Source organism: Bradyrhizobium sp. 23, from assembly GCF_023073295.1.
GTDB lineage: Bacteria > Pseudomonadota > Alphaproteobacteria > Rhizobiales > Xanthobacteraceae > Bradyrhizobium > Bradyrhizobium canariense_D.
The window spans coordinates 208,530-227,605 of the sequence record NZ_JADPJF010000058.1; the positions used below are offsets into that span (position 1 = coordinate 208,530).

Genomic DNA, 19,076 nt, shown 5'->3' on the forward strand with positions numbered 1-19,076 from the left:
GAGCTGGGCATCGAGGATCCAGTGGCCGCCATCGGTGACGAAAACGTGGCCGTCCTTGCCGTTGCGGACCGCCATCTGCCCGGAAACGCCGCATTCCGCAAACGCCTTCTCGATCGCGCGACGCGTTGCGCCGAGCCCGAACGGGATGACTTCGACCGGCAGCGGAAAGCCGCCGAGTGTCGGCACCCATTTGGTGTCGTCGGCAATCACGATCATGCGATCCGAGGCGGCCGCCACGATTTTCTCGCGCAACAGCGCGCCGCCGCCGCCCTTGATCAGATTGAGTTCGGGATCGATCTCGTCGGCGCCGTCGACGGTGATGTCGAGATGATCGATCTCATCCAGCGTGGTCAGCGGCACGCCGCAGCGGATTGCATCGAGACGCGTCGCCTCGGAGGTCGGCACGCCGATCACTTTCAGTCCGGCGCGGACCCGCTCGCCGAGCAGCTCGACGAAATGTTTTGCAGTCGAGCCGGTACCGAGCCCGAGCTGCATGCCGTCACGGACGTCCTCGAGGGCGCGCGCCGCAGCCTGCCGCTTCAACTGGTCCATGTTCACGTTTGCGCCGTCCCTGAATTACGAGTGTTAGGCTTGCGGCGGCCTGTGTAGCCTCGTTTTCCCTCGGAGAACAGGGTCTGGGGGAACAGGCCTCCGGACCCACCTTATAAGGTGATCTTATGGCTTCGGCCCTTGCGCGGGCGGGGCCGGGCCGGTAGCGCTGGACCATGACCCCCTCCCACACCATCGTCTTCGATCTCGACGGCACGCTTGTGGATACCGCGCCCGACCTGATCACCGCGCTCAATTACGTGCTCGACCGCGAAGGGCTGCCGCCCGTGCCGATGGCCTCGGCCCGCAACATGATCGGCGCCGGCGCCCGCAAGCTGATCGAGCGGGGGCTGGAGGCCGAGGGCCGCAGCGTCACGGTGGCCGACATGGACCGGATGACGGCCGATTTCATCGGCTATTACGCCGACAATATCGCCGTCGAATCCCGGCCCTTCGAGGGGCTGGAGGCCGCGCTCGACCATTTTGCGGTCCAAGGCCATCGTCTCGCGGTCTGCACCAACAAGCTGGAATGGCTATCGAAGCGCCTGCTGGATCAGCTCGACCTGAGCCGGCGCTTCGCCGCGATCTGCGGCGCTGACACTTTTGGCGTCCAGAAGCCCGATCCGACCATTTTCCGGGAAACGGTGGCGCGGGCCGGCGGCGAGGTCAAAGCGAGCATCATGGTCGGCGACGCCGGACCCGATGTCGGCGTGGCCCGGCGCGCCGGAGTTCCCGTGATCGGGGTCAGCTTCGGCTATACGGACGTCCCGATTGCCGAGTTGAAGCCGGACCGGCTGATTCATCACATGCGCGACCTGCCGGCCGCCGCCAGCAGCCTGATGACCGCGCAGGCAGCTCTCAAGTAGCTGAGATAGCTTAGTTATTCCACGGAATCCGGCGTTAACCATCTACTAACTATGTGCGGCCGGCCGGTTGCTCGGTCGGAACGACACTCCTAAGTTTGTCCGGGGATGTGGCGGTTCGTCGCAATAGGTCGATGGTCATGCGTCGTGTCATCGCGATTGCGCTAGCTGGGGTCAGTCTCTTGGGAGCAGCGAGCCTTGCCGGCTGCTCCTCGATGTCTTCGACGTCCTGGGACATGTTCAAATCGGCCCCGCCGACCGTGCAGGTCCGGCTCGAATCCAATCCCCCGGGTGCTGACGCCACGACCTCACTGGGTGCCGGCTGCAAGACGCCCTGCTCCGTCGCGGTTCCCGCCCCCGACGCCCCCTTCACGGTCGCTTTCGCGCTCCCAAAATACCAGCCGGTGAGCGTACCGGTGAATGTCATCAGGAATCCCGGCGACTTCACCACGCCCGCCTCGATCACCACCGACCCCAACCCGATTTTCGCGGAGCTCCAGCCGGCCGTTCCGCCAAAACGGTCCGCAAGCCGCACCGCCCGAAGAAACCGAAACCGGCGGCGGCCGCGGTCGCCCCGGCTGCTGCCGCACCGGCTGCGGGCTCGCCTTTCCCCGATCCGAACGCGGGCAAGCGCTGACCTCCGTCATCCCCCATTTGTCTCTGACGCATTCGATGCTTAGATTGCTTCCAGGACACCGCTGAAGCAAAACTGCTCGCGTTGCCGCAAGTGACAAGGCATTTGGTATGAACGGACTTTCCGCGAGCCCCCTGTCGAGCACGATGACCGATCCGTTCGGACGGACCATCTCGTATTTGCGCGTCTCCGTCACCGACCGCTGCGACCTGCGCTGCTTCTACTGCATGTCGGAAGACATGACGTTCCTGCCCAAGGCGGACCTGCTGACGCTGGAGGAACTCGATCGGCTCTGCTCGGCCTTCATTGCCAAGGGTGTGAAGAAGCTGCGGCTCACCGGCGGCGAACCGCTGGTCCGCCGTAACGTGATGACGCTGGTTCGCTCGCTGTCGCGGCACCTCAAGAGCGGCGCGCTGAGCGAGCTGACGCTGACCACCAACGGCACCCAGCTTGCGAAACATGCCAGTGAACTCGCCGATTGCGGCGTCCGCCGCATCAACGTTTCGCTCGACACGCTCGATCCGCAGAAGTTTCGCGAGATCACCCGCTGGGGCGAGATCGACAAGGTGCTGGAAGGCATCGAGGCCGCACGCGCCGCGGGCCTCGCAGTCAAGATCAACGCCGTTGCGCTGAAGAACCTCAACGAGGACGAACTTCCCGACCTGATGCGCTGGGCCCACGGCAAGGGCATGGGGCTGACGCTGATCGAGGTCATGCCGATGGGCGAGATCGGATCGGGACGAATCGACCAATATCTGCCGCTGTCGCTGGTGCGCGCGCGCCTTGCCCAGCAGTTCACGCTGACCGATCTGGCCGAGAGCACCGGGGGGCCGGCGCGCTATGTCAGCGTCGCCGAGACCGGCGGCAAGCTCGGCTTCATCACCCCGATGACCCATAATTTCTGCGAATCCTGCAATCGCGTGCGCGTCACTTGCACGGGAACGTTGCACACCTGCCTCGGCCACGAGGATGCCTCCGATTTGCGCAAACCTCTGCGTGCATCGGGCGACGATTCGCTGCTTGCGGATGCGATCGACCGCGCCATTGGGCTGAAGCCCAAGGGCCACGATTTCATTATCGACCGCCGCCACGACCGCCCCAGCGTCTCCAGGCACATGAGCGTCACCGGCGGCTAACATCGGCTGGCCGGCCGCGGCTTATTCCCCTGAACTATCAACAAACTTCCGATTGACTGGCGGCACGCTCGCTGGTTTGGTGCGGCAGCCTCATGCCTGCGCGGCGAGACAAGCCAACGCGCCCACTCGGCGCAGTCAAGACGGCCGGGGCAAATCGGGGAGGACCAATCTTGCAAGCGCTCCTGAAGCTGAGCAATGGAATTGACGCGTTCACACGTTGGACGGGCAAACGTCTGGCTTGGCTGATCCTGCTCGCCGTCGTCATCTCGGCGCTGAATGCGATCATCCGAAAGACATTGGACACGTCCTCCAACTCGTGGCTCGAGCTGCAATGGGTGCTTTTCAGCATCGTGTTCCTGCTGTGCGCGTCCTGGACGCTGCTCGACAACGAGCACATCCGGATCGACATCTTCAATAGCATGATGCCGAAACGGGCTCGCAACATCATCGACATCATCGGGCACATCTTCTTCCTGATCCCGCTGACCGTTGTCATGATCGTGACCGGAATACCGTTCTTCCTGCGCTCGCTCCAGATCAACGAGCAATCCGGCAATGCGGGCGGCCTGCCACAATGGCCGGCAAAAGCGCTGATCATGATCGGCTTCGCCCTCCTGCTCGTTCAAGGCATATCCGAGCTGATCAAGCGAATCGCGATCATGCGCGGCATGATCCCGGACCCACACGAGTCGCAGGTGTCCGCACTGGAGGCCGAGGTCGAGCACCTCGTCGAAGCGATCGAAAAGAAGTAGCCGTTGGCGACGGTTTAGGGGAAGTCATGACCGCGTTTATTATCGCCAATCTGGCGCCCATCATGTTCGCGACGCTCGTGATCGTGCTGCTGCTCGGCTACCCGGCAGCATTTTCGCTCGGCGCCGTCGGCCTGTTCTTCGCCATCATCGGCGTTCAGCTCGGCCAATTCCACCCGGACTTTCTCCAGGCCCTGCCGGAGCGCGTCTACGGGGTCATGAACAACGACACGCTGCTCGCCATTCCCTTCTTCACCTTCATGGGATTGGTGCTCGAGCGCTCCGGCATGGCGGAGGATCTGCTCGACACCATCGGCCAGTTGTTCGGCACCATCCGCGGCGGCCTCGCCTACGCGGTGGTGTTCGTCGGCGCGCTGCTTGCGGCGACCACCGGCGTCGTGGCGGCCTCGGTGATCTCGATGGGCCTGATCTCGCTGCCGATCATGCTGCGCTACGGCTACGACCGCCGCGTGGCGACCGGCATCATCGCGGCCTCCGGCACGCTGGCGCAGATCATTCCGCCGTCGCTCGTCCTGATCGTGATGGCCGACCAGCTCGGCAAGTCGGTCGGCGACATGTACGAGGGCGCGTTCATTCCGGGCCTGGTGCTCGCCGGCCTCTATGCGGGTTACGCGTTCCTCGTGACCATGATTTTCCCGAAGGCGGCGCCTGGTCTTCCCAAGGAGGCGATCGGCTTCCGCGAGGAGAGCGGCGACCGCGGCCTCAAGTCGCTCGGCGTGCTGTTCCTGGCGAGCTGCGTCTTCGGCTGGTTCATGATGCGGAATTCGGAGACACACGGCGCCGACTTCGTCGTGCTCAGCATGTTCTTCGGCATCCTCTTCGCGTTCTTCGTCGCCATCGCGAACTGGGTCCTCGACAAGCTGACGGGCTACCGCTTCCTCTCGAAGATGGCGCAACAGACCACCTTCGTCATGGTGCCCCCGCTATTCCTGATCTTCCTGGTGCTGGGCACGATCTTCATCGGCGTCGCGACGCCCACCGAAGGCGGTGCGATGGGTGCAGCCGGCGCCCTCATTCTCGGAGCCGCGAAGCGGCGGCTGACCTGGGACCTGATCCGACAGGCCACCGAATCGACGGCGAAGCTGTCCGCGTTCGTCGTCTTCATCCTGGTCGGGGCACGCGTGTTCTCGCTCACCTTCTACGGCGTCAGCGGCCATGTCTGGGTCGAGCACCTGCTGACATCCCTGCCCGGCGGCCAGATCGGCTTCCTGATCTTCGTCAACGCCTTCGTCTTCGTGCTGGCGTTCTTCCTCGACTTCTTCGAGCTTGCCTTCATCGTGATCCCGCTGCTCGGGCCGGCTGCCGAGCATCTCGGCATCGACCTGATCTGGTTCGGCGTCATCCTGGGCGTCAACATGCAGACGTCGTTCATGCATCCGCCGTTCGGATTTGCGCTGTTCTATTTGCGCTCGGTCGCGCCGAAGGAACGTTATACCGATCGCGTCACCGGCAAACGCATGGAGCCGGTCACGACGGGACAGATCTATTGGGGTGCGGTGCCGTTCGTCGTCATCCAGATGATCATGGTGCTGCTCGTGATCATGTTCCCGTCGATGGTGATGCACTACAAGGGCGTGCAGTCCACCGTCGATCCCAACAGCATCAAGATCGATATTCCCCAGATCGATCTGCCGCCGCTCGACTTCGGCCAGCCGAAGCAATAGCGCCCGGCCCGCCTGCAAAAAAGAACCCGGAGCGAAAGCTCCGGGTTTTTTCGTTTGGGCCGATCGTGCGCTCTGCGATCAGCTCTGCGAGTTGCGCGCCATGAAGTTGTCATAGCCGACTTCGGCGACCTGGAACCACTGATATCCGTTGTTCGAGAACGCGGTCAGCGATTCGTAGACCTTCTTGAAGTCCGCGTTGGTAGCCGAGACTTCGGTGTGCAGCTCCTTTGCCGCCTTGAAGCAGGCTTGCATGACCTCGGGCGAGAACGGATGCAGCTTGGCGCCGGCCGCGAGCAGGCGCCGCAACGCCGGTGGATTGGCCTGGTCGTACTTCGCCATCATCCAGTTGTTGGCGTAGTGCCCCGCCTGCTCGAGGATGCTCTGATAGTGCTTCGGCAGAGCATTCCACTTGTCCTGGTTGACGAAGGCGAGCAGCATCGGCCCGCCTTCCCACCAGCCCGGGAAGTAATAATGCGGCGCGACTTTCACGAAGCCGAGCTTCTCGTCGTCATAGGGCCCGACCCATTCCGCTGCGTCGATGGTGCCCTTCTCCAGCGCCGGATAGATGTCGCCACCGGCGATCTGCTGCGGCACCGCGCCGAGTTTGGCCATCACTTTTCCGGCGAAGCCGCCGATGCGGAATTTCAACCCGCTGAAGTCCTGGGGCGTCTTGACCTCCTTGCGGAACCAGCCACCCATCTGACAGCCGGTGTTGCCAGCAAGCAGCGAGACGACGTTGTACTTCTTGTAGAACTCGTTGAGAATCTCCCTGCCGCCGCCCAGCATGTACCAGGCCTGGTTGATGCGCATGTTCGGTCCGAACGGCACGGCCGAGCCGAAGGTGAAGGTCGGGTCCTTGCCGAAATAATAATAAGACGCGGTGTGGCCGATTTCGCAGGTGCCGTTCTGCACGGCATCGAGCACCTGAAGGCCCGGCACGATCTCGCCGCCGGCAAATGTCTGAATCTGGAATTTGTTGTCGGTCGCTTCCGCGACCATCTTGGCCATCATCTCGGCGCCGCCATAGAGCGTGTCGAGCGATTTTGGCCAGCTCGTCGGCATGCGCCATTTGATCTCGGGCGTCGTCTGCGCGATCGCTGGAGCGGCGAGCGTGGCGACACCCGCCGCACCAAGCCCGGTGACCTTGATGAAATCTCGTCTTTTCATGATTTCCTACCCTGATGGATTGTGACGGTGGGCCTTCTTGCCGAGGCTTGGAGGCCAGCATGGAACATGTGTCGTCCGATTTCCATCCCTCACGATGTGAGGGACGAAAATGCCCAGCTCCCGCGCCATCCGGTCCTACGACTTTAGGCTTAGACGGCCCGCGGCCCTGGCCGTTCCCATCACGCCCGCCTCGGCCGGGCATGACGGGCGCGCCGGGCACGTGACAAGCGCCGGAAACACGGGCATACCGCGCCATTCCCCCAACCTAAGGCCGCCACGCATGTCGCGATCCTACCCTGCTCCATCGCTCGTTGGTTCGTTGATCGCGTCGCTCTGGCTGGGATGTGCGGCAATGCCGGCGCATGCTGAGCTGAGCGCGAATGTCATGGCCGACGTCCATGCGTTGGCGCAAAAAGAGCAGCAGCCGCTGCTCGACACGCTGCGCGATCTCGTCAGCATCGAATCCGGCAGCAAGGATGTCGAAGGTCTGAACCAGATCGCCCAGCGCGTTGCCGGCCAGCTCAAGCAGCTCGGCGGCACGGTGGAGATCCTCGAACCCACCGACGTCTATCGCCTCGACGACACACCCGAGAAGATCGGCCCGGCCGTACACGCCGTATTCAAGGGCACCGGCAGCAAGAAGATCATGCTGATCGCCCACATGGACACCGTGTACCTGAAGGGCATGCTGAAGGATCAACCGTTCCGCATCGACGGCGACAAGGCCTACGGCCTCGGCATTGCCGACGACAAGCAGGGCGTCGCGCTCATTCTTCATACCGTGGCGTTGCTGCAGAAGCTGAGCTTCCGGGACTACGGCACGCTCACGGTGCTCACCAATGGCGACGAGGAGATCTCCTCACCGGGCTGGCGCAGCACCATCACCAGGTTCGCTGCGGATCAGGATGTGGTGTTCTCCTTTGAAGGCGGCGGTACCGACGGCACGCTGCGGCTGGCCACCAGCGGCATCGGCTCGGCCTATCTCACGGTGCAGGGCAAGTCGTCACATGCAGGCTCACGGCCCGAGGGCGGCGTCAACGCGCTGTACGAGCTCTCCCACCAGCTCCTGCAGATGAAGGACCTGTCCAAACCAGAGCAGGGCCTGAAACTGAACTGGACGGTCTCCAAGGCCGGCACCAACCGCAACGTGATCCCCGCGGAGGCCACGGCCCAGGCCGACGCACGTGCACTTAAGGTCGCCGATTTCGACGAGCTCGAGAAGACACTGCAGGAGAAGATCAAGAATAACCTGCTGCCCGAGTCCAAGGTCGAGCTGAAATTCGAGGTGCGCCGTCCGCCGCTGGAGGCCAACGACGCCTCACGTCGAGTCGCGGCCCACGGCAAGACGATCTATGAGGAGATCGGACTGCCTCTCAAAGTCGACGAGAAGGCGACCGGCGGCGGCACCGACGCGGCGTTTGCCGCACTCAAGACCAGCGGAGCCGTGGTGGAAGGCATGGGCCTGTCGGGGTTCGGCGCGCATTCCAACGATGCCGAATATGTGCAGCTCAACAGCATCGTGCCGCGGCTTTATCTGACCACACGCATGATCATGGATCTGTCCACCGGCAAGCTGAAATAGCCCGATCTTCCTTCTCTCCTCACGTCCGCCGAAGCCTTGGCAAAGGCGGATGTGGGAGAAAGTGGCGCGTCAGCGCCGCGCCGCGTTCAAATCAACGTCGCCCGACTTCTCTGCCAGCCTGAACCGCAGCGTGAACTGCGCGCCGCCGCCCGGACGATTCTCCACCGCAACCGTCGCCGCGTGATCATCCGCGACGGCGCGCACGATCGACAGCCCGAGGCCGGCGCCGTCGCTGCGCTGGCGGTCGGCGCGCCAGAAGCGGTGGAAGATCAATTCGCGCTCGGCTTCCGCGATTCCCGGCCCGCAATCGCGCACGCGCACCGCGCCATCCTCGCTCACATCGACATCGACCGACGTGTCCATTGCCGTGAACTTGATGGCGTTTTCGGCGAGATTGAAGATCGCGCGCTGGAGCATCACCGAATTGCCGTGGATCAGCACCGGCGCCTCGGTGCCCCTCAGCGCGATATCCTTGTGCTGTGCGATCGCGAGCGGCGCGATCGAACCGACCACCTCGGCGCAGACCGCGCGCAAATCCGCGGTCTCGCCGGGATCGAGCACCAGCGTGTCGAGCTCGGCGATCTCCAGTAGCTGCGCGACGATGCGGCTCATGCCCTCGATGTCCGCATGCAGCGCATGCCGTGCGGCGCCATCGCCGAGCGTCTCGATCCGCGTGCGCAGGATCGCGAGCGGCGTGCGCAATTGATGCGCGGCGTCGGCGGTGAACTGCCGCTGCACCCGAAAGCCGTCCTCGAGGCGGTCGAGCGCCTGATTGACGGCGGTGACGAGCGGCATGATCTCGCGCGGAATCTGCTCCGTCGGCAGGCGGATGTCCGTGCGCGCTGGGCCGATATTGCTCGCCTCCTCGGAGGCCTTCCATAGCGGCGCAACAGCGCGGCGAAAGATGATGATGTCGATGCCGAGCAGGACCAGCAGGATCGGAATGGTGATCCATCCGACCCGCCGGAAGAAGTTCGATACGATGTCGTCGATGATGACGTCGCGGTGCGCGAGGTCCTCCGCGACGCGAATGCGTATCACCTTGCCGTCGATGGTGCGGGTGACTCCGGCCCCGGAAATCGTTTCGGAGAGCGGCGGTGGCGCGGCCGCCGCAGTGCCGATCTTGCGCCGCGACGAAAACAGCAGATTCCCCCCGGCATCGCGAATGTCGTACTGGTAGCGGCCATAGGCTTCTGAATAAAGGCCCTTGAGACTGTCCGGCAGGTTGAACGTCAGCAGCCCGTCGGGCTGGGCGACGATGCGCTCGGCCAACACCTCGGCCTGCGCGCGCATGGCATCGCGATGCAGCTGGTCGATCTCTGAATTGAGCAGCCAGAACAGCACCAGCGGCAGGAAGATCGCGACCACCGCGACCGCCACGATGTGCAGGAACACGATGCGCCAGATCAGCGATTTGAACGTCGGCGACCTCCCATGGATCCCGGCGCGGAATCCGGCGTGAGATCCGATCCGGGCCACGCTATTTCTCCTCGGCCATGAGATAGCCGACGCCACGGATGGTGTGGATCACGACCTTGGCGCCATGCTCGGCGAGCTGCTTGCGCAGCCGCGAGACGTAGACCTCGACCGCGTTAGAGGCGACCTCGCCATCGAGGCCGAAGATGTGGTCCTCGACGTTCTTCTTCGGTACCACCCGCCCCTGCCGGCGCAGCAGGATCTCGAGCACCGAGGTCTCGCGCGCGGAGATGATGCGCGGCTGGTCGTCGACGAAGATCTGGCGGCTCTCGGTGTCATAGACGAGGTTGGCGAGGCGCAGCGAGCGGCCAAGCAACTGGCCCGGACGGCGCAGGATCGCCTCCAGTCGCGCCACCAGCTCCTCCATCGCGAACGGTTTTGCGAGATAGTCGTCGGCGCCGCTGCGCAGGCCGCTGACACGATCTTGCAAGCCGCCGCGCGCGGTCAGCACCAGCACCGGCAACGGCTCCATCTGCCGGCGAAGCTCACGCAGCACCGACAGGCCATCGCCGTCGGGTAGTCCGAGGTCGAGGATCATCGCGGCATAGCTGACGCTGCTGACCGCCTCGCGCGCTTCGGTAGCGCTGCCGACGATGTCGCTCTCATAGCCGGCCGCCGACAGCCCGCCGGCAACGAGCCGCGACAGCTCGGCATTGTCCTCGACGATCAGAAGGCGCATCGCATTTTCCCGCGGGATGTTCCGGTGTCACCGCACGGCTTCCGCCGCATCTTCGCTGTCTTCCATCATCCGGGGCATCTCGGCCAGCGAAAAAGCACCCGGCGGGCCGGCCGCTCCCTTCCGTCAGGTTCCTGTAAGCCAGTCCGGGCACGAGCGGATGAGGTCGCGGATGGCCCGGGAATTTACCTCCTTGGGCCCCGCCGCCGTCGGCCCTGCCGAGGAACGAACACCCCCGCGAACCGTTCAACTCAGCTGCAACATTTCTCATTTGATGGGGCGTCGTGCAGACCACCTAAGGTAATGCGGATGCGCCTTGCACGACGAACACGTTCCAGCTCCCTTCTATCCGATTGCTTGAGCGCCATCACGCGACATCCAGGCGCCGCCGCGTTTGCTGCCGCAGGTACCCTCGTTGCGGCTACCGCAATCATAAACCGGCGGCTCGCGAACAAAGCGAAACGCGATAATCCTCCGCAGGGTCGGTTCATCGACGTAGAGGGGGTTCGCCTGCACTATTTGGAACGCGGCAGAGGCAAGCCGCTGGTCTTGTTTCACGGCAATGGCAGCATGGTCCAGGATTTCGTCTCGAGTGGATTGATCGATCTCGCAGCCGAGAACTACAGGGTCATGGTGTTCGATCGTCCCGGTTTTGGGCATAGCTCGCGGCCAAGGCGCGTCGTCTGGACTCCGGATGCCCAGGCGGACCTGTTCAAGAAGGCCCTCGATCAGTTGGGCGTCTCTCAAGCGATTGTCCTTGGCCATTCATGGGGAGCGTCGGTTGCGGTTGCGCTGGCGACAAGACATCCTTCGTTCGTGCAGGCTCTCGTATTGGCCTCGGGCTATTATTTCCCGACTCCCCGCGCGGACAGCGCGGCGTCGGTGCTGTCCGCCCTACCGGTGGTCGGGGACGTCATCAGCTCCACGATTTCGCCGCTAGCCGGTCGGATGATGTGGCCCGCGATGTTGCGCAAGCTGTTTGGCCCCCGGCCGGTCCCGAACAAGTTCGCCGGCTTTCCGAAAGAAATGGCGTTGCGCCCATCACAGATGCGGGCCACAGCGGCCGAAGCGACCATGTTGATCTCCGCCGCATTCTCAGGTTCGAAGACTTATGCAGAACTCAAGATGCCGACGATCATTATCGCGGGCCAGAACGATCGTCTGATCGATATCAAGCAGTCGGTCAGGCTGCATGGCGAGGTCAAGCAGAGCAAATTGCACCGGATCGACGGAGCGGGACACATGATTCATCATTCCGCAACCGCTGATGTGATGGCGGCCATCGACGAAGCTGCTGCCGAGGCCGTGTTGACCCATGGACGGGAAGGCCCAGGCGTTTCGCGAAGCAACGCGTAATCGCTCACGAACAACGCCGCTGATCGCCGTCGGCGAACCTCACGGCTCGTTTGCGGAGGATCGCTTCTGAGCCAACTCGGGCGCGGGACCACACTTCAACCCGCCCTCTCGGTCGAACGGAGACCTTTTCGACCGGGTATGGTATCTGTCGATCGCCCGTTGGCCGAGGTGCCGATTGGTCAGATAAAGCGGGAAAACGAAGCACAATGGTTCCTAGCCAGGTGACGATGCCCTTGTGGCACGAAAAGCACCTCCGGGCTGCCACTCGCGCCGCCGGTGTCGCTCTATGGTCCTGGAACGTTGATACCGACGCAATCACCATGGATGAACCCGCGTACGACCTTTGGGAGGTGCCCAAGGGCGAGCAGAAAATTACGTTCGAGATACTGTCCAAGAACATCCACCCCGCCGATCTTGAGAGGGTGAGATCGGCATTTGCCGCTACTCGCGCAGTCGTAGGCTCTTACGAGATAGATTTTCGTATTCTGACCGGCAGCGATATCCGTTGGATTTCCGCGCGGGGCCAGGGCGACGATGCCGACATCGCGGATCGAACGATGTTCGGTATTTTCCTGGACGTCACCCAACGCAAGCAAGCCGAGGAAGCCAACGAGCTCCTGGCGGGCGAGATGAGCCACCGGCTGAAAAACCTTCTCACCGTCGCAACGGCGCTGACGCAAATGAGCTCACGCTCGGCAGCATCAAAAGAGGATATGGCCCAGGAGCTGACCAGTCGCCTGATCGCTCTTGGACGTGCTCAGGACCTTGTGCGCCCGGTACCGGGACGAAATAGAGAAGGGACGCTTCTCGGAGACCTCATCTCTGTTCTGCTTGCGCCGTACGATGAGGAAGGAGCCAGCGTTCGTATTCGTGTCTCGGTCCCCAAGATGAACGTGGGAGAGGCTTCCAGCACAGCACTCGCCTTGGTGATGCATGAACTGGCAACCAACTCTGCGAAATACGGTGCGCTGTCCCTTTCAAGTGGCACCCTGGACGTATCGTGCAACGCTCACGAGGACGAGGTCGTGGTCAAGTGGACGGAGCGGGGTGGTCCCCCCGTTGTCGCTCCAACAAAGCTCGAAGGCTTTGGAAGCCAGTTGGTGCACCGAAGTATGGCCGCCCAGCTTGGCGGGACCATAACTTTTAACTGGTCGGAAGAGGGTGTGGTGGTCATCCTGCGCATGAGCAAAGACCGTCTTGCGAATTGATGTTGAGCTGATTCCCCGCGCCCACTCCTCTCACCCGTCTGCGATCGGCCCTTGGCTTTACTTCGTACGACGCTCCTGAAAAGCGGCTCTGAGTTCGGCCAGTTCATCGCTTGTCGCTCCCAATTCCACATCGGCACGGCTTGCGGGCAAATCCTTGTAAGCAATCGGCTGATCGAACTGGCTCGCCGTGAAGTCGTACCGCCGACCACCGATGCGATTGTAAAAATGGTCGCCGGCCGGCAGCGGCGTCCTCAGCAACTCGCCGCCGAAGAGCTCGTGAATCAGCAGCGAGGTGACGTTGCATTGCCCTGCCGCCGGATTGCTCGCCGTCCATTGACTGGCGGTTGCCAACGACCAGGCCTTGCGCAGCGCGCTTTGAACCTCATCGGGATCGAAGCTCATCATCAACCCCAGACCACCGAGGCGGAAATTTCGGATTATGCGATAATGCCTTTATGCCACTGTTTTGCCCGACGAGTCAAACGGGCGCGCTGAAGTACTCGCGCCTGCCCGCTTTGGCTGCAAAAATACGAAGTTGCCCTCGACCGCGCGATGCTCGGGCCTGCCTGCCAATTAACTCCATCGCATCAAGCTCTTGGCTGCACTCGCAGCGCCTTGTCCGCTCACCGCTCGTCTACTGTGCATGGGGTTGTTTTTCAGATTTTTTGTTGGACGCCCCGCCCATACCGCGGCGACACCGCCGCTCCGCAGCGTCGCCCCAAAGAAAAAGCCCGGCCTCGCGAACGAGACCGGGCGTGTCGTCTTGCGACTTGCTCGAAGATCAGCCGCGGGTGCGCGAGCGGATCATGAAGCTGTCGTAGGTGTATTCGGCGACCTGCCACCACAGATATTCGTCGGAGCGGTAGGCCTGCATGGCGTCGATCGACTTCTTGAAGTCGGGATTCTTGGCCGAGATCTCGCCCCACAATTCGTTGGTCGCCTTGAGACAGGCTTCCAGAACCTCATTGGTGAACGGGCGAAGCTGCGTTCCGCCGGCGACCAGACGCTTCAGCGCGCCGGGGTTCACCATGTCGTAGCGCGCGGCCATCCAGGTGTTGGTGTTGACGGTCGCGTTGGTGAGGATCGCCTGATAGTTCTTCGGCAGCTCGTTCCACTTGTCGATGTTGGCGAAGGCGTGAACGGTCGGACCGCCTTCCCAGAAGCCCGGGTAGTAGTAGTACTTGGCGACCTTGGCGAAGCCGAGCTTCTCGTCATCGTAGGGACCGACCCATTCGGCCGCGTCGATGGTGCCCTTCTCGAGCGACGGATAGATGTCGCCGCCGGCGAGCTGCTGCGGCACCACGCCGACCTTCTGAAGCACCTGGCCGGCAATGCCGCCGATGCGCATCTTCAGGCCCGACAGGTCGGCAACGGTCTTGATCTCCTTGCGGAACCAGCCGCCCATCTGGGTGCCGGTGTTGCCGCAGGGGAAGCCCACCACGTTCGTCTTCTTGAAGAACTCGTTGGCGAGCTCGTTGCCGCCGCCTTGGTACAGCCAGGAATTCTGCTGGCGTGCATTCAGCCCGAAAGGCACCGACGCGAAAATCGCGAAGGTCGGGTCTTTGCCGACGTAATAATACGACACCGTGTGGCACATCTCGACGGTGCCCTTCTGGGTCGCATCCAGCGCCTGCAGGCCCGGGACGATTTCACCCGCCTGGAAGACCTGAATCTGAAACTTGTTGTCGGTCATCTCGGCGACGTACTTCGCCATCTGCTCGGCACCGCCATAGATGGTGTCGAGCGACTTCGGGAAGCTCGACGTCAGGCGCCACTTGATCTCGGGCGAGGACTGCGCGATCGCCGGCGAGGCCACCGCGGCGGTCGCCGCCGCGCCGGCTGCCGACACTTTCAGGAAATCACGACGCTTCATCTTCAGTCTCTCCTTGTTGGGGCGTTTCCCCTAACTTCCTCTTTGCTGCCGCTCATTCCGGCGACGCGTTCTTGGGCCGCGTCGAACCGAAGGGGCTTGACTGCCGTGGGCCTTTAACACGGAAGCCCCGCTTTCGAAACGCGACATTGGCATGACAGGGCTCTACGAAAGTCGCATGTCCCCAAGGTATTGGTTTCAAGGGATCGGCTTGGATCCGCTTAGGCCGCGGCGATGACGCCCTTGAGCTGGTCCCGCACCTGTCCCGCAATGGCGCGGTAGATCGCCGCATGGGGACCATCCGGCTCGCTGTCCACCACGGGCGTGCCCGCATCCGAGGTGGCGCGAATCGCCATGTGCAGGGGGATCTCGCCCAGGAATGGTACCCCGAGCTTCTCGGCCTCGTGGCGCGCGCCGCCATGGCCGAAAATGTCGGATTTCGTGCCGCATTGCGGGCACTGGAAATAGCTCATGTTCTCGACGATGCCGAGCACGGGCACGTTGACCTTCTTGAACATCGCAAGCCCCCGCCTTGCGTCGATCAGCGACAGGTCCTGCGGGGTCGAGACGATCACGGCGCCCTTCAAAGGGACGTTCTGCGCCAGCGTGAGCTGGGCATCGCCGGTGCCTGGCGGCATGTCGACGACGAGCACATCGAGCTGGCCCCATACGACGTCGCGCAGCATCTGCGTCACTGCCGACATCACCATCGGCCCGCGCCAGATCATCGCGGTCTCTTCCTCCACCAGGAAGCCGATCGACATGATGGCCAGGCCAAAGCGCTTGAGCGGAATCATCTTGCGCTCGTCGTTCAGCTCCGGCTTCTCATGCAGGCCCGTCAGCCGCGGCACCGATGGGCCGTAGATGTCGGCATCGAGCAGCCCGACCTTGAGGCCGAGATCGCGCAGACCGAGTGCCAGGTTGAGCGCGGTGGTGGATTTGCCGACACCGCCCTTGCCCGAGGCGACCGCGATCACGGCCGCGACGCCCGGAATCTCGGACTGCCGCGCCATCGGCGATTGGGCGCCGCCCTGCGGCGGCGGCTTGTGGGCGTGGACGGGCTGCACGCCCGGCGTGCCGCGGCTGGGAGTTGGCGGCGGTGGCGGCGCCGCGCCGGCCTTCCGCTCGGCGGTCAGCGCCACCATGACGGTGGTGACGCCGGGAATGGCGCGCACCGCGGCCTCGGCCTCGGCCCGGACGGATTCCCAGGCTCGCGCTTCGGCGGCATCGACATTGATCGAGAAGAACACCTTGCCGTCGGCCGCGCTGATCGCGCTCAGCACATTGGCATTGGTGAGCGCGACCCCGCGGGGCGACTTGATCCTGGCGAGGCTGTCGAGAACCTGTTGCTGCGTCACGCTCAAAGCGCATCTCCTAGAATTCAAGATGCCCCATTAGAGCGGAAACGCCCAAAAGGCTACTGCCTGCCGATATCGTCAGCCATCTCGGCGGGCGCGGCCCCCTGCTCCAGGGCCGCCTCGTAGTTGAGCTCGATCATGACCCCGTTGGGGTCGTGGACGAAGATCTGCCAGAGCTCACCGCCGGGCACTTGGCGGGAGTCGAACTTCATCCCCTTTGAGGCCAGCCGCTGCTTCATGCCGTCAAACCCGCGGCTGGCGAAGGCGACGTGGTGGACAACGCCGGAATCCGGCTTTTGTGGCTCGGCAGTCGGAGAAATATCGACGAGGTGCACCACCGGCTTTCCCTCGCTGTACATCCAGGCGCCGGGGAAGGCGAAATTCGGCCGGGCGCCTTTTTCCAGGCCCAGCACGTCCTCGTAGAAGCGGACGGTTTCGGCCAGATTCCGGGTCCGGACATTGAAATGATCGAGCACGCCCACGCTTACGCCGCCCATGCCTTCGCTCCCTTTTTTTGAAGTCCTTAGGTCCACCATCCTAACACAGGCGGGGCCAAACGAACCCGTTGCCCTCCGGCCTCAAGGGTTTATGGTGCGCCCGATCTGCCGCAATGGCGGAACCGGACGGCCCTCGCCCGGCAAGAACCGTAAAACCCAAACTACGGACAAGGTACTACAGATGACTAAAGTCGCTTTCCTCGGTCTCGGCGTGATGGGCTTCCCCATGGCCGGACACCTCGTGAAAAAAGGGGGCCATGAGGTCACCGTCTATAACCGCACCGCGGCCAAGGCGAAGGAGTGGGCGGACAAGTTCGGCGGCAAGACCGCGGCGACCCCGAAGGCCGCGGCCGAGGGCCAGGATTTCGTGATGTGCTGCGTCGGCAACGATAACGATCTGCGCGCGGTCACGATCGGTGCCGACGGCGCGTTTGCCGGCATGAAGAAGGGTGCAACCTTCGTCGACCACACCACCGCTTCCGCCGAGGTCGCGCGTGAGCTCGATGCGGCCGCGACCAAGGCCGGCTTCAAGTTCATCGACGCACCCGTGTCCGGCGGCCAGGCCGGCGCCGAGAACGGCGTGCTGACGGTGATGTGCGGCGGCGCGCAGGACGCCTATGCCGGCGCCGAGCCGATCATCACAGGCGCCTATGCGCGGATGTGCAAATTGCTGGGGCCCGCCGGCTCCGGCCAGCTGACCAAAATGGTCAACCAGATCTGCATCGCCGGCCTCGTCCAGGGCCTCTCCGAGGGTATTCACTTCGCCAAGAAAAGTGGCCTTGACGTCGCCGCCGTGATCGAAACCATCTCCAAGGGCGCCGCGCAGTCCTGGCAGATGGAGAACCGCTACAAGACCATGAACGAGGACAAATACGATTTCGGCTTCGCGGTCGAATGGATGCGCAAGGATCTCTCGATCTCGCTGGCCGAAGCCCGTCGCAATGGCGCCAATCTGCCGGTGACCGCGCTCGTCGACCAGTTCTACGCCGAGGTCGAGAAGATGGGCGGCAAGCGCTGGGATACATCGAGCCTGCTCGCGCGCCTGAATCGCTGACACCTCACGAAGTGATCCTGCCTTGCTGACCGCACTCGCCGCAATCTTCATCCTCGCCTATGCGGCGATCGCGCTCGAGCATCCTATCGGGGTGAATAAGAGCGCGTCTGCGCTACTCGGCGCGGGCGTGCTCTGGACAATCTACGCGCTCGCGACCGGCGACCACACGCTGGTCGGCCGTCAGCTTGACGAGTCCGTCGCTGCCACCGCGCAGATCGTGTTCTTCCTGGTTGGCGCGATGACCATCGTCGAGGTCATCGACGCCCATGACGGTTTCGAGGTCATCACCTCCCGCATCAGCACGACCAGCCAGGTCCGTCTGATATGGCTGATTGGCTTCGTTACCTTCTTCCTCAGTGCAATCCTCGACAATCTGACCACCACCATCGTCATGGTCTCGCTGATCCAGCGGCTGATCGCCAAGCGCGACGACCGCTTGCTGTTCGCCTCCCTCATCGTCATCGCCGCAAATGCCGGCGGCGCATGGACCGTGATCGGCGACGTCACCACGACCATGCTGTGGATCGGCGGACAGATTTCGCCCCTGAAAATCATGAGCGCGGTGTTCCTGCCCTCCTTGCTCAACCTGCTGGTGCCGCTCGCATTCATCAGCTTTTCACTCAAGGGCAAGACCATCGCACCACCGCCGAAAGAGGACGGATTGCAGGGCGTCGATCCGTTCGAGCGGAACGTGATGTTCTATCTCGGACTCGGCGTACTGATCGCGGTGCCCGCCTTCAAGACGGTCACGCACCTGCCGCCCTTCATGGGCGTCCTGCTCGGGCTTGGCATCGTGTGGTTGGTCGGCGAGATCGTTCATCGCAAAAAGGATGAGCATGTCCGCGGTCCCCTCACGCTTGCGAATGCGCTGACGCGGATCGACATGGGCTCGATCGTATTCTTCCTCGGCATCTTGCTCGCGGTCGCCTGCCTCGAACATGCCGGCCTGCTCTCCATGGTGGCCAAATGGCTGGACACCGCGATCGGCCGACAGGACATCATCGTGATCGTGCTCGGCCTGCTCAGTGCTGTCATCGACAACGTGCCGCTGGTCGCCGCGACGATGGGCATGTACGACCTCGCGCATTATCCACCCGACAGCTTCATCTGGGAGTTCATCGCCTATTGCGCCGGAACCGGCGGCTCGATCCTGATCATCGGCTCGGCCGCAGGCGTCGCCGCCATGGGGCTCGAGCGCATCGAGTTCCTCTGGTAC

Annotated in this window: 17 protein-coding genes and 1 pseudogene; 10 read left to right on the forward strand and 8 right to left on the reverse strand. The window is 63.2% G+C overall.

Translation table 11 applies throughout. The annotated features are described in order from the left end of the window. Positions 1 to 558 (reverse strand): ribose-5-phosphate isomerase RpiA (gene rpiA / locus IVB32_RS14605; protein WP_247410638.1); only part of this gene is annotated, 558 nt, incomplete at its 3' end. Between the two features lie 167 nt (positions 559 to 725). On the opposite strand from rpiA, the gene IVB32_RS14610 reads away from it, so the two are divergent. The 5 genes and pseudogenes from IVB32_RS14610 (at position 726) to IVB32_RS14630 (ending at position 5,616) form a co-directional block, all read left to right on the forward strand. Continuing rightward, complete coding sequence (locus IVB32_RS14610) at positions 726 to 1,415, forward strand: HAD-IA family hydrolase (protein ID WP_247297648.1); 690 nt, start codon at positions 726 to 728, stop codon at positions 1,413 to 1,415. 137 nt (positions 1,416 to 1,552) lie between these two features. Next, positions 1,553 to 2,049: pseudogene (locus tag IVB32_RS14615) on the forward strand (hypothetical protein). Positions 2,050 to 2,156: 107 nt separating this feature from the next. Further along, positions 2,157 to 3,182: a GTP 3',8-cyclase MoaA gene (gene moaA, locus IVB32_RS14620; RefSeq protein ID WP_247297650.1), complete on the forward strand. Its 1,026-nt coding sequence runs from the start codon at positions 2,157 to 2,159 to the stop codon at positions 3,180 to 3,182. Between the two features lie 170 nt (positions 3,183 to 3,352). After that, on the forward strand, positions 3,353 to 3,934 hold the full coding sequence (locus IVB32_RS14625) for a TRAP transporter small permease subunit (RefSeq protein WP_018459380.1): 582 nt from the start codon (positions 3,353 to 3,355) through the stop codon (positions 3,932 to 3,934). A 26-nt stretch (positions 3,935 to 3,960) separates the two neighbouring features. Then, positions 3,961 to 5,616, forward strand: a complete 1,656-nt coding sequence (locus tag IVB32_RS14630) for a TRAP transporter large permease subunit (RefSeq protein WP_085352727.1) — start codon at positions 3,961 to 3,963, stop codon at positions 5,614 to 5,616. A gap of 78 nt (positions 5,617 to 5,694) precedes the next feature. Here the strand turns inward: IVB32_RS14630 and IVB32_RS14635 are convergent, their stop codons facing one another. Beyond that, a complete protein-coding gene (locus tag IVB32_RS14635) occupies positions 5,695 to 6,783 on the reverse strand; it encodes a TRAP transporter substrate-binding protein (protein WP_085395849.1) in 1,089 nt (362 codons plus the stop codon). A 280-nt stretch (positions 6,784 to 7,063) separates the two neighbouring features. Here IVB32_RS14635 and IVB32_RS14640 point away from each other — a divergent pair, with 280 nt between their 5' ends. Further along, the gene (locus IVB32_RS14640) at positions 7,064 to 8,365 is read left to right on the forward strand and encodes a M20/M25/M40 family metallo-hydrolase (protein ID WP_247370862.1); all 1,302 of its coding nucleotides are present in this window, start codon (positions 7,064 to 7,066) and stop codon (positions 8,363 to 8,365) included. Positions 8,366 to 8,434: 69 nt separating this feature from the next. Here IVB32_RS14640 and IVB32_RS14645 read toward each other — a convergent pair whose 3' ends face one another. Both IVB32_RS14645 and IVB32_RS14650 read right to left on the reverse strand, forming a co-directional pair. Further along, positions 8,435 to 9,844 carry an ATP-binding protein gene (locus IVB32_RS14645; RefSeq protein ID WP_247370865.1) on the reverse strand — a complete coding sequence of 470 codons (1,410 nt, stop codon included), beginning with the start codon at positions 9,842 to 9,844 and terminating at the stop codon, positions 8,435 to 8,437. Between the two features lies 1 nt (position 9,845). Continuing rightward, positions 9,846 to 10,520, reverse strand: a complete 675-nt coding sequence (locus tag IVB32_RS14650) for a response regulator transcription factor (protein WP_247338106.1) — start codon at positions 10,518 to 10,520, stop codon at positions 9,846 to 9,848. A 306-nt stretch (positions 10,521 to 10,826) separates the two neighbouring features. On the opposite strand from IVB32_RS14650, the gene IVB32_RS14655 reads away from it, so the two are divergent. After that, the gene (locus IVB32_RS14655) at positions 10,827 to 11,873 is read left to right on the forward strand and encodes an alpha/beta hydrolase (RefSeq protein ID WP_247338107.1); all 1,047 of its coding nucleotides are present in this window, start codon (positions 10,827 to 10,829) and stop codon (positions 11,871 to 11,873) included. Between the two features lie 206 nt (positions 11,874 to 12,079). Then, positions 12,080 to 13,081 (forward strand): sensor histidine kinase, encoded by a 1,002-nt coding sequence (locus tag IVB32_RS14660; protein ID WP_247410641.1) that lies wholly within the window; start codon positions 12,080 to 12,082, stop codon positions 13,079 to 13,081. Positions 13,082 to 13,138: 57 nt separating this feature from the next. Here IVB32_RS14660 and IVB32_RS14665 read toward each other — a convergent pair whose 3' ends face one another. The 4 genes from IVB32_RS14665 to IVB32_RS14680 form a co-directional block, all read right to left on the reverse strand. Continuing rightward, a complete protein-coding gene (locus IVB32_RS14665; RefSeq protein ID WP_085362187.1) occupies positions 13,139 to 13,483 on the reverse strand; it encodes a hypothetical protein in 345 nt (114 codons plus the stop codon). Between the two features lie 379 nt (positions 13,484 to 13,862). Next, positions 13,863 to 14,954, reverse strand: coding sequence for a TRAP transporter substrate-binding protein (locus IVB32_RS14670; protein WP_018459388.1), 1,092 nt, complete (start codon positions 14,952 to 14,954; stop codon positions 13,863 to 13,865). 218 nt (positions 14,955 to 15,172) lie between these two features. Then, the gene (locus tag IVB32_RS14675; protein WP_247370871.1) at positions 15,173 to 16,315 is read right to left on the reverse strand and encodes an Mrp/NBP35 family ATP-binding protein; all 1,143 of its coding nucleotides are present in this window, start codon (positions 16,313 to 16,315) and stop codon (positions 15,173 to 15,175) included. 53 nt (positions 16,316 to 16,368) lie between these two features. Then, positions 16,369 to 16,806 carry a VOC family protein gene (locus IVB32_RS14680; RefSeq protein WP_018459390.1) on the reverse strand — a complete coding sequence of 146 codons (438 nt, stop codon included), beginning with the start codon at positions 16,804 to 16,806 and terminating at the stop codon, positions 16,369 to 16,371. A gap of 181 nt (positions 16,807 to 16,987) precedes the next feature. Here IVB32_RS14680 and IVB32_RS14685 point away from each other — a divergent pair, with 181 nt between their 5' ends. Both IVB32_RS14685 and nhaD read left to right on the forward strand, forming a co-directional pair. Beyond that, entirely contained in the window at positions 16,988 to 17,860 is an 873-nt protein-coding gene (locus tag IVB32_RS14685) for an NAD(P)-dependent oxidoreductase (protein ID WP_247370874.1), read from the forward strand. A gap of 22 nt (positions 17,861 to 17,882) precedes the next feature. Beyond that, a partial coding sequence (gene nhaD / locus IVB32_RS14690) for a sodium:proton antiporter NhaD (RefSeq protein WP_247410642.1) occupies positions 17,883 to 19,076 on the forward strand: 1,194 nt, incomplete at its 3' end.

Coding starts and splice junctions, on each gene's coding strand:
- IVB32_RS14610 (WP_247297648.1), top strand. CDS start 726: ATGACCCCCTCCCACACCATCGTCTTCGATCTCGACGGCACGCTTGTG.
- moaA (WP_247297650.1), top strand. CDS start 2,157: ATGAACGGACTTTCCGCGAGCCCCCTGTCGAGCACGATGACCGATCCG.
- IVB32_RS14630 (WP_085352727.1), top strand. CDS start 3,961: ATGACCGCGTTTATTATCGCCAATCTGGCGCCCATCATGTTCGCGACG.
- IVB32_RS14635 (WP_085395849.1), bottom strand. CDS start 6,783: ATGAAAAGACGAGATTTCATCAAGGTCACCGGGCTTGGTGCGGCGGGT.
- IVB32_RS14640 (WP_247370862.1), top strand. CDS start 7,064: ATGTCGCGATCCTACCCTGCTCCATCGCTCGTTGGTTCGTTGATCGCG.
- IVB32_RS14650 (WP_247338106.1), bottom strand. CDS start 10,520: ATGCGCCTTCTGATCGTCGAGGACAATGCCGAGCTGTCGCGGCTCGTT.
- IVB32_RS14655 (WP_247338107.1), top strand. CDS start 10,827: ATGCGCCTTGCACGACGAACACGTTCCAGCTCCCTTCTATCCGATTGC.
- IVB32_RS14660 (WP_247410641.1), top strand. CDS start 12,080: ATGGTTCCTAGCCAGGTGACGATGCCCTTGTGGCACGAAAAGCACCTC.
- IVB32_RS14665 (WP_085362187.1), bottom strand. CDS start 13,483: ATGAGCTTCGATCCCGATGAGGTTCAAAGCGCGCTGCGCAAGGCCTGG.
- IVB32_RS14670 (WP_018459388.1), bottom strand. CDS start 14,954: ATGAAGCGTCGTGATTTCCTGAAAGTGTCGGCAGCCGGCGCGGCGGCG.
- IVB32_RS14680 (WP_018459390.1), bottom strand. CDS start 16,806: ATGGGCGGCGTAAGCGTGGGCGTGCTCGATCATTTCAATGTCCGGACC.
- IVB32_RS14685 (WP_247370874.1), top strand. CDS start 16,988: ATGACTAAAGTCGCTTTCCTCGGTCTCGGCGTGATGGGCTTCCCCATG.